Source organism: Nostoc sp. CHAB 5715, from assembly GCF_020829685.1.
GTDB lineage: Bacteria > Cyanobacteriota > Cyanobacteriia > Cyanobacteriales > Nostocaceae > Nostoc.
Map to the genome: position 1 here is coordinate 1 of NZ_JAIVFR010000208.1, position 8901 is coordinate 8901.

Consider the following 8901-nt stretch of genomic DNA (forward strand, 5'->3'; position numbering starts at 1 on the left):
TCTCTCCTAAAAGGAGAGAGGCTTTGAATCTTACTCCCCAACGCTAGTAGGGAAGGGGCTCGGGGTTAGGTCTGTATTGCACTCAACAGAGAAGCGCTATATATCTTTGCATTTTGCTAGTATCATCCCACATAGGTAATGCGGTAATCAGGTAACTTTGGATGGAGAGATTAATTAAATCAGTGCGATTTTGGCTTTGTGCAACTATCCTAATTTTGGGTTTGATAGGCTGTGATGTCGTGCGACAAGCCGCTTCGCGTCTACGCTTTATGGGTACTTCTGGAGAACCAGTTGAACGAGTCAGCGATGGCGATACTTTAGTAGTGAAAGATACTAACGGCAAAAATCTTACCGTGCGTTTTGCTTGTGTAGATGCGCCAGAAATAGCTCATACTAACAAAGAAAAGCAGAGTAAAAGCACTAGCGATCGCAATCAATTTACTTGGGGTGTGAAAGCCCAAGAACGGGTGCAACAACTGGTGCAACAAGGAGGCGATCGCGTGACTTTGAATATCACCGATAGCGATCGCTATGGACGTAAAATTGCTGAAGTCCGTTTACAAAATGGCACTTTTGTGCAACAGGTATTGTTGCAAGAAGGTTTAGCAAAAGTATATCGTCCCTATTTAAACAAGTGTCCTAGTAAAGACCTAGTTCAACAAGCCGAAGCTGAGGCCAAGCAACAACGCCTTGGTGTTTGGAGTGATACTAAATTTGTGAATCCTTGGGAATATCGCAGCTTATATAAAAAGTAAAAACCCTAGCTGTTTCTAATTAAATGCACAACATTTTTTGGCATTGCATATTTGCGGTATTATCTTAGTACAGTTTTACATAAAAGCGTAGCGTTTTTAATGCAGGGGGATGCATTAGCATTGTATCGGAATGCATTGGTATTGCAGAGGGATGCATTAGCATTGTATCGGAATGCATTGGTATTGCAGAGGGATGCATTAGCATTGTATCGGAATGCATTAGTATTGCAGAGGGATGCATTAACATTGTATCAGAATACATTAGCATTTATCGGGACGCATTGGTATTGCAGAGGAATGCATTGGCATTGTGAGACTATTGGCAAATTTAATTTGCTACGAATTAATGAAATGCTGTACTTAACAACTTCCAAAATTCCCCCCCTGCTCCCCCTGCTTCCCCTGCTCCCCCTGCCCCCTGCCCCCTGCCCCCTGCCCCCTACTCTTCTCCCCAAGTTTGCAGTTGCAAATAAACTAGTACCAGCGTCACTGCTAGTAACACCGTCGCGGCGGCGGCAGCATAACCAAAATCAAATTGAGCAAAAGCCTCTTGGTAAATGTAATAAACCAACAAATTAGTCGAATTCAGTGGCCCACCACCAGTCATCACATAAACTTGCTCAAAACTCCGCAATGTAAAAATCGCGGTAGTGATGATTGCAAATATCACAGTCGGGCGCAATCCAGGGAGAGTAATATACCAAAATTGTTGCCAAGCATTTGCTCCATCCAAATCTGCTGCTTCATAACGACTGGGAGGAATTGCTTGCAACCCTGCTAAAAAAACTACCATATTGAAACCGAGTTGTTTCCAAATACTCATTAAAATAATTACCGGCATTGCCCAAAACGTGTCTGCTAGCCAGGGTATGCTTGGAATACCAAAAAAATCTAAAAGTCCGTTAACTGGCCCTGATGTCTGAAACAGCCAGCGAAATCCCAAACCAGCTGCCACTAGTGAGATAATTGAAGGCAGAAAATAGGCACTTCGCAAGATGCCCCGCAAGGGAATGGAGCGGTTTAATAACACTGCTAATCCCAAAGAGATAACTAAACTGGGAATGATAGTGGCAACAGTAAAATAAAAGGTGTTACCCAAAACTTGCCAGAAGTCGGGGTTGAGTAGCAAGCGCGTATAGTTTTTTAAGCCTATCCAATAAATACCTTTTAGAGTGAAACTACCAGCAGTGAAACTGAGGTAAAACAAATAAGCGATCGGCCAAATGATAAAAACGCCCAGCAAAATTAGTGCTGGTGTGAGAAAAATCCAGGCAGCTACTGTATCATTATCCAACCACGACTTAGTATATATTTTTGCCATCTATAATTTTTCCTCTTAGCTGTTATGACCTTCCGCCCTGATTCTACCCTTAGCTTGGTTTCTCCTAGTATTAGCGATCGCTTGGGTAAGTTCTTGGTTTATAGATGAGCTAGTTGTCAGACTCAATCTTCAGAAAAGATTTGATCGAATAAAGATCGCTTAACCCTAAACTCAATTTCAATAATCTGTTGGTAAAGACTATCAAGGCTCTCAATGCTAATTTTACCGTCTTTGTTTATCTTTTTGATAACGGCTAACGTTCCTTTGATACTCAAACCAAGTCTTTTAGCTTCTCTTCTGGCTGTTGAGTCGTCTAACAAAACATAATCTGCATTCAACTCAATCCCTAAAGCGATCGCTTCCGATTCTCCTTTACCCAATCGTTGATTTAAGCTGTTGAGGAGGGTTTTAAGGCTGGATGTGCGAACTTGAAGTTTACCAGTGTTGATTAGCGTTTGAATGGTTTGGCTAGCTGGATCTGACTTGGCGCTAATTTCCTCAGCAACAGATTGAGGAATGTAGAAATCATCAGGATATTCAATGAATTGATTCAGGTAGCTCAGTTTAGCGAGAAAAATCAGTGGTGATGAATTGAGAACAATTTGCATTCATTTAAGTAGATAAATATAATTAATTACACAATGTCATTGCGAATGCAGCGAAGCGAAGCAATCTCAATCCTTGCGATTGCTTCGCTTCTCTTCGAGACGCTAACGCGAACGCTCGCAATGACTGTAATTAATTTTGTGTAGTTACTTACCAGTTTTTTTCCACAGCAACATCTTCTTCAGAAAGGTAAGAAAATTCAATTCCCATAAGGTCTAGAATTTTGAGGAATTCTGCTGGTTCCAGTTGCATAACTTCTGCGGCTTTTTGAAGGCTGATTACTTTCGCAAGTAAAGCACCAAGTAAAAAGAGAAAATTTTCTTTCTGCTCGATGCTGTGGAATAGCTGAACTTCTAAGGCGATCGCTTGGGTAAGTTCTTGGTTCATAATTATCTCTACTTGGAGTCTTTACTTAAACTAAGTTTTGCGCGTATATTTTCCCGGTTTGTGCGTAGTTTACCGCACTTCGACAGGCTCAGTGACCACCGTAGGCATCGCTATTTTTCTGGAAACTCAAACCAATCCCAAATGCAATTTCAACGCCGCATCAATTAGTACCATCATATCTTCGTTTAAACTACCTAATACTTCACTAGTAATTCGTTGCTTAGAAATTGTTCGCACTTGCTGCGCCTGTACTTTAGAAGGTTTTGTTAAACCACTAATTTCTGGATTAAGCAGAACTTCAAAGGGATAAACACGGCTCACATTAGAAGTAAGCGGTAAAATTGTCACGGTAGTAGCAGCAATATTACTTATATCATTACTAACAATTAGCACTGGGCGACGTTTACCCATTTCTGAACCCATCACCGGACTAAGATTTGCGTAATAAATATCACCACGTTTCATCTGTTAAACCATCTGCCACTGTCACATCCCAATCGTTATCAACTTCAGCAGATGCTTCTCGGTAAGCTGCTTCTAATTCTCGGTTTCGCAACAATTCTAATGCTTCTTCAATTACTTGAGAACGAGATTTACATCCTTTATTTTGCTTGTAGTTTTCGACAAACTCAACTAAAAACGGTGGCAAGGAAATAGAGAGTTTTTCTACATTCATATTCGTACCAATTAGTAGCAAAAATAATTACTACTAATATCCTAGCTTAATCTCAAAGCCCAGCAGATCCGTTTGACTAAGTGGCTGTAACTACAATTTGTCGTTACAATCAGGTAAGCGTAGCTGTGTTTCAGTGATGGAGTTTGAATGGGATGAAGCAAAACGTCTTACTAATCTTCGCAAGCACGGAATCGATTTTATCGATATCCCAGCAGTATTTGATGAAGACACGGTGACGGTTGAAGACGATCGCTACAGCTACGCAGAGCAGCGTTTCGTCACGTTTGGCTTGTTGCAAGGGCGAGTCGTTGCTGTTGTCCATACAGATCGTGATGATTTAACCCGCATTATTTCTGCAAGAAAGGCAACCAAATATGAGCAACGAATCTATTTCGAGCAATTCTCAGACTGATTGGCAACGGCTTGATGCGATGAGCGATGAAGACATTGATTTATCAGATTGCCCGGAAATTACACCAGAACTGTTTGCTAAGGCTACAGTTCGGCGGGGTTTACCTGCGGCAAAAAATAAAGCACAGGTGACGTTACGCATTGACAGCGATGTATTAGAGTGGTTCAAGTCGCAAGGACGGGGTTATCAAACGCAGATCAATACATTACTGCGAGCATATATGGAAGCTCATCGATAGTCAGTAAATTGATACTGTGGAATAGCTGAACTTCTGAGGCATCGCTTGAGTAAGCTCTTGGTTCATAATTATCTCTACTTGGAGTCTTTATTTAAACTAAGTTCTGCGCGTACTCGATCAAGCGTGTATTTTCCCGGTTTGTGCGATCGCTTTTACAAAATTGTAGTTTAGAGATACCCCTTACTTGCATTTTATCGTAGTTTCAAAAATTCCTTGATTGCAGTTTTGAGCTTTGAAGTTTGCAGTTTGCCACATATATGAAAAAACAATAATACCAAAAAAACTAGCAATTACAGCAACTATTCTGTTAAGTATATCTTTATGTAATCGCTCTAAATTTTGAGCATTTATCTTATGCTGTTCCAAATCCTCTTGATTTTCGTCGTTTTTATTTATAGGAATTTGAGTTCTACGAGGCGGAAAAGGCTTAAGGAAATTGTGTTCTCTTACTTCAATTGATTTTCGTACAACTTCTTGTGGCAATACCTGATTGTTTTGTTTAGTTTCGCTTTCTAGAGAAAAAATTTCTACATTTGCCTCACTCTTTTCAATTGATTTCGCTTCAATCTGCGCTACTTCCTGAGCAGAAAGCTCTAAAATATTCTGAAAGCGCTGAAGTTCTTCACGAGTAACATCACTAAGAGGATATTCAAACTGCATCGACTCTCTAAACACCTCTTCATACTGCTGAAGCTTTTGCCGATGTTCCTCGATCGCAGCAATAATTGGATTTTCAATTGCAGTAGCATCCTCAGCAGTCAGATTCAACGCTTGATGACGTTGTGTTAGTTGAGAGCGTTTTAAAGCACTGAGCGGATATTCTTGCTGAACAGCTTCTGTAAACTCTTGCTCATATTGCCGCAAGTTTGCTTGATGGGTTTCAATTTCCGCATTAATCCGCCTCTCGATCGCACCCACATCTCTATCACTCAACCCCAACGTCTGCCACGTTTCCTGCAACTGCTTCCGCATCACCTCATCTGGATAATGCTGGCGCTGCGTCGCTTTCACAAACGCCTGCTCGTACTGCTGGAGTTTTTGATGATAGCTTTCAATCTGTGTTGTGATTTGCGCTTCGATTGGTGCAACATCTACATCCGTCAGTCCCAGGCGCTGCTGCTGTTGGCGTAAATTATTCCGGGTTGCTTCGCCCAGAGGATATTCCTGTTGCGTGGCAGTAAAAAACAGCCGTTGGTAGTCCCGGAGTTTTTGGTGATATGCCTCTACCTCAGCCGTAATCTGAGATTCTATCGCGGCAATATCTCTATTCGCAAGCTCTAATTGCTGTTGGATTTGCCGTAAGCGATCGCGGCTTGCTCCACTTAGCGGAAACTCTTGCCGTAGTGCCGTTGTAAACTCCTGCTGATATATTTGCAGGTTTTGCTGATGCGTCTTAAACCGTGCAGTCACTAGCGCCTCAATCGGCATCGTGTCCTCATTCCGCAGCCCCAAAATTTGCTGGAGATTTTGCAGATCGTGGCGATCGCTATCGGTAATTGTCTCGTCTCGCTCCAGTAGTTCAGTAAACACCTGCTGATACTGCTGGAGTTTTTCGCGGAACTGGTTGCGGTACGGTTCCAACACCTGATCTTCAATCGCCTTCGCCTCAGTTATCTCCAATCCCAAGCGAGTCCTCTGATAATCTAATGTGCGACGACCAACAAGAGAAATTTCGCCTCGATGAATAAATCGCGCTACCTCCTTACGATATCGCTGCCTGGGATCGCCCGGAGCCACCTTTGCCAGTCGAATTTTAAAGCCTTCTCGAATTGCATAAATTTCCGGCTTCATCGCCGATTGAAGTTCTCGCACCTTCTGACTGGCGTATTCATGGAGTTCATCGATGGAGATAAACTCATCTTGATCGCGATCGGCTTCTCCTGACTTGATACCTTCAACCAAAAAACGAGTGTAAATCGATAAATCTTGCCCTTGTTCCTCAAAGGAATATTGAGTCGAAGTAGAAGAAGTCAATACTGCTCGTCCTTCACCGCCTAACTGCTCCCGGATGTCAATCGTGCCGTCATCTTTGGCAGACATCCCTTCGGCAAACGCGCCACTAAAGCAGCTATCTAGGATTACCACCTGCCGCCGGGAGCGGCTTTCGATCATGCGATCGTGAATAAAATTGGCAGACACCGACGTTGAGCGAATCAATTCGCCCTGCGGTGTCTTACTGGTGTTGCGAGTTGCCAGATACAGCCTACCGCGATCGTCTTTGATGCCGTGTCCCGAAAAGTACAGTAGCAGCAAATCATCCTTGTGCCGACTGGAGAACAGCATTTCGATCGCCATTTCTACAACTTGTCGCTCAGGATTTTTTAGCAGGATAATATCTGAGGCGGCAAACCCACCCATCTCTGGATGCAACAGCACCTCGTACAGTGCTTCCACATCTCTAACTGCACTGGGCAACGGATTCAGCCCTGGCTCATACTCACTGATCCCAATCAGCAATGCTACCTTTGCCATTTAACTTATCTATGCTGCGATCAAATCCTCTGCGCCTTTAATCTCTGTGTGCGATTCGTTCATACCAAGTATTAGAATATCACTTATATCAATTGGACGAGTTATGAGCTAAATCTTTACAGCAAAATTTACAGCTATTTTCAGGTAAATAGACCACGCGGTAGGGGTTTAGTAATGCGCTTTACCCCTACGACTTATTTATTTATGTGAGAAAAATCCAGGCAGCTACTGTATCATTATCCAACCACGACTTAGTACAGCATTTCATTAATTCGTAGCAAATTAAATTTGGCAATACCCTGCAATGTTAATGCATTGGTTGACAATGCCAATGCATCCGGTGGCAATGCCAATGCATCGGTTGACAATGCCAATGTATCGGTTGACAATGCCAATGCATCCGGTGGCAATGCCAATGCATCGGTTGACAATGCTAATGTATCGGTTGACAATGCCAATGCATCGGGTGACAATGCCAATGCGTCCCCTTGCATTAAAAACGCTACACTTTTACGCAAAAGTGTACTTAGGATATATTTTTAACATCTATAATTTTTCCTCTTAGCTGTTATGACCCTTTGCCCTGATTCTACCCTGAGCTTGGTTTCCCCCAGCATTAGCGATATTTGCCAACAAGTCGCTCCTTTAAAACTGGGAATTATGGCTTCTGGGAATGGCAGCAATTTTGATGTAGTTGCCCAAGCTATCCAAGATGGACAGCTAAATGCCCAAATTCAAGTTTTAATTTACAATAACCCCTCGGCGAAAGCAGCCGTAAGAGCAACTAATCAAGGTGTAGAAACTGTCTTATTAAATCACCGCAACTATAAAAATCGAGAAGAGTTTGATGATAAAATTGTGCAGACATTGCGGCACTACGATGTGGAATGGGTGATTTTGGCAGGTTGGATGCGATTGTTAACATCAGTTTTCATTGATGCCTTTCCTGATAAAATTATCAATATCCATCCTAGTTTGTTACCTAGTTTCAAGGGAATCCATGCTGTAGAACAAGCTTTAGCATCTGGGGTAAAAATCACTGGTTGTACAGTGCATATAGCTTGTTTAGAAATGGATAGTGGCCCAATATTAATGCAAGCCGCAGTACCAGTATTGCCGGATGATACAGCAGAAACACTCCACGCCAGGATTCAAATTCAGGAACATCGGATTTTACCATTAGCGATCGCTCTAGCAGCTTCTTCATCAAAATGATAGGCTTCAGTAGCTTGATACGCTGTAGTTACAGCGCTTTTCAAGTAATTGAACTACACCACTCCCTACTCCCCACTCCCCACTCCCCATCTCATCTGTGGTCTAAATACCTGAAAAATGCTGTAAGAATATTTATAGGTTGGGTTGAAGGTCGTGAAACCCAACAAACCCTGCAATAGTTCAATACAGTTCAGTTAAGGATTTTTGGTACTGATTTTAGACTTGTAGAGACGCAAAATTTCGCGTCTCTACCAAGGTTTTTGGGCTTAACTGAACGGTATTGTGCAATAGTTGGGTTTCGTTCCTCAACTGATATCATGTCCGCATAAATAGTTATGCTAACCACAGTCATTACACCCCACCCCTAGCCCCTCCCCGCTCTTCGGGAGGGGAGACAAAGCGTAGCTTTGGCTCTTTGGGGTTCTTCGGGTTTAATAAGCAATCAAGCGGACATGATATGATATCTTGCAGCATTCTCGATTAGCACCATCGCCCGCCCAGAAATAAATTTCTGGGCTGATAGCTAAAGTCCACTAAAGTAGACTAAAACCCTTGTTCAGTCTTCAATAGATAGACTTTAGCTATTAGACATCTCCGAAAATGAATGTAGAGACGTTGCATTGCAACGTCTCTACAAGGGTTTCAGGTAACGCATAATTAATTTCTGGAGATGTCTATTAGCCTCAGAATGAATTCTGAGGCGGTTGTTGGGACTGGTGCAAGTTCTGAGTTAACGTCATTAATGAGGCTCAGAACTCCTTTAATAAGTCTTTAGATACTGATTAATCAGGCTTAGAACTCCTTTAATGAGTCTTGGAT

The 8901-nt window shown here is 42.4% G+C and carries 12 protein-coding genes; 5 read left to right on the forward strand and 7 right to left on the reverse strand.

What is annotated here, in order from left to right:
* The first annotated feature begins 161 nt into the window (after window positions 1-161).
* Complete coding sequence (locus LC574_RS13540) at window positions 162-755, forward strand: thermonuclease family protein (protein WP_229454004.1); 594 nt, start codon at window positions 162-164, stop codon at window positions 753-755.
* A 439-nt stretch (window positions 756-1194) separates the two neighbouring features.
* Here LC574_RS13540 and LC574_RS13545 read toward each other — a convergent pair whose 3' ends face one another.
* The 5 genes from LC574_RS13545 to LC574_RS13565 form a co-directional block, all read right to left on the reverse strand.
* Window positions 1195-2076, reverse strand: a complete 882-nt coding sequence (locus LC574_RS13545; RefSeq protein WP_229454005.1) for a carbohydrate ABC transporter permease — start codon at window positions 2074-2076, stop codon at window positions 1195-1197.
* 122 nt (window positions 2077-2198) lie between these two features.
* Complete coding sequence (locus LC574_RS13550; protein WP_229454006.1) at window positions 2199-2684, reverse strand: DUF3368 domain-containing protein; 486 nt, start codon at window positions 2682-2684, stop codon at window positions 2199-2201.
* 148 nt (window positions 2685-2832) lie between these two features.
* Window positions 2833-3069 carry a hypothetical protein gene (locus LC574_RS13555; RefSeq protein WP_267871518.1) on the reverse strand — a complete coding sequence of 79 codons (237 nt, stop codon included), beginning with the start codon at window positions 3067-3069 and terminating at the stop codon, window positions 2833-2835.
* A gap of 126 nt (window positions 3070-3195) precedes the next feature.
* A complete protein-coding gene (locus tag LC574_RS13560; protein ID WP_229454007.1) occupies window positions 3196-3534 on the reverse strand; it encodes a type II toxin-antitoxin system PemK/MazF family toxin in 339 nt (112 codons plus the stop codon).
* Window positions 3521-3745 carry a CopG family transcriptional regulator gene (locus LC574_RS13565; protein WP_229454008.1) on the reverse strand — a complete coding sequence of 75 codons (225 nt, stop codon included), beginning with the start codon at window positions 3743-3745 and terminating at the stop codon, window positions 3521-3523. The genes LC574_RS13560 and LC574_RS13565 overlap by 14 nt, the downstream gene beginning before the upstream one ends.
* Before the next feature lie 97 nt (window positions 3746-3842).
* Between LC574_RS13565 and LC574_RS13570 the strand changes: the two genes are divergently transcribed.
* Window positions 3843-4157 (forward strand): BrnT family toxin, encoded by a 315-nt coding sequence (locus LC574_RS13570; protein ID WP_306422114.1) that lies wholly within the window; start codon window positions 3843-3845, stop codon window positions 4155-4157.
* On the forward strand, window positions 4120-4395 hold the full coding sequence (locus LC574_RS13575; protein ID WP_190935122.1) for a BrnA antitoxin family protein: 276 nt from the start codon (window positions 4120-4122) through the stop codon (window positions 4393-4395). The genes LC574_RS13570 and LC574_RS13575 overlap by 38 nt, the downstream gene beginning before the upstream one ends.
* A 180-nt stretch (window positions 4396-4575) precedes the next feature.
* On the opposite strand, the gene LC574_RS13580 is transcribed toward LC574_RS13575, so the two are convergent.
* Window positions 4576-6867, reverse strand: a complete 2292-nt coding sequence (locus tag LC574_RS13580) for a caspase family protein (protein WP_229454009.1) — start codon at window positions 6865-6867, stop codon at window positions 4576-4578.
* 251 nt (window positions 6868-7118) lie between these two features.
* On the reverse strand, window positions 7119-7361 hold the full coding sequence (locus LC574_RS13585) for a hypothetical protein (protein WP_229454010.1): 243 nt from the start codon (window positions 7359-7361) through the stop codon (window positions 7119-7121).
* Between the two features lie 76 nt (window positions 7362-7437).
* Between LC574_RS13585 and purN the strand changes: the two genes are divergently transcribed.
* Together purN and LC574_RS13595 are read left to right on the forward strand one after the other, a co-directional pair.
* Window positions 7438-8082, forward strand: a complete 645-nt coding sequence (purN, locus tag LC574_RS13590; RefSeq protein ID WP_229454011.1) for a phosphoribosylglycinamide formyltransferase — start codon at window positions 7438-7440, stop codon at window positions 8080-8082.
* Window positions 8079-8261 (forward strand): hypothetical protein, encoded by a 183-nt coding sequence (locus LC574_RS13595; RefSeq protein WP_229454012.1) that lies wholly within the window; start codon window positions 8079-8081, stop codon window positions 8259-8261. The genes purN and LC574_RS13595 overlap by 4 nt, the downstream gene beginning before the upstream one ends.
* Window positions 8262-8901 lie beyond the last annotated feature (640 nt).

What these genes read in the sequence shown, in the direction of transcription:
- LC574_RS13555 (WP_267871518.1), bottom strand. Translation starts at nt 3,069, where the DNA reads ATGAACCAAGAACTTACCCAAGCGATCGCCTTAGAAGTTCAGCTATTC.
- LC574_RS13595 (WP_229454012.1), top strand. Translation starts at nt 8,079, where the DNA reads ATGATAGGCTTCAGTAGCTTGATACGCTGTAGTTACAGCGCTTTTCAA.
- LC574_RS13550 (WP_229454006.1), bottom strand. Translation starts at nt 2,684, where the DNA reads ATGCAAATTGTTCTCAATTCATCACCACTGATTTTTCTCGCTAAACTG.
- LC574_RS13540 (WP_229454004.1), top strand. Translation starts at nt 162, where the DNA reads ATGGAGAGATTAATTAAATCAGTGCGATTTTGGCTTTGTGCAACTATC.
- purN (WP_229454011.1), top strand. Translation starts at nt 7,438, where the DNA reads ATGACCCTTTGCCCTGATTCTACCCTGAGCTTGGTTTCCCCCAGCATT.
- LC574_RS13560 (WP_229454007.1), bottom strand. Translation starts at nt 3,534, where the DNA reads ATGAAACGTGGTGATATTTATTACGCAAATCTTAGTCCGGTGATGGGT.
- LC574_RS13575 (WP_190935122.1), top strand. Translation starts at nt 4,120, where the DNA reads ATGAGCAACGAATCTATTTCGAGCAATTCTCAGACTGATTGGCAACGG.
- LC574_RS13545 (WP_229454005.1), bottom strand. Translation starts at nt 2,076, where the DNA reads ATGGCAAAAATATATACTAAGTCGTGGTTGGATAATGATACAGTAGCT.
- LC574_RS13585 (WP_229454010.1), bottom strand. Translation starts at nt 7,361, where the DNA reads ATGCAAGGGGACGCATTGGCATTGTCACCCGATGCATTGGCATTGTCA.
- LC574_RS13580 (WP_229454009.1), bottom strand. Translation starts at nt 6,867, where the DNA reads ATGGCAAAGGTAGCATTGCTGATTGGGATCAGTGAGTATGAGCCAGGG.
- LC574_RS13565 (WP_229454008.1), bottom strand. Translation starts at nt 3,745, where the DNA reads ATGAATGTAGAAAAACTCTCTATTTCCTTGCCACCGTTTTTAGTTGAG.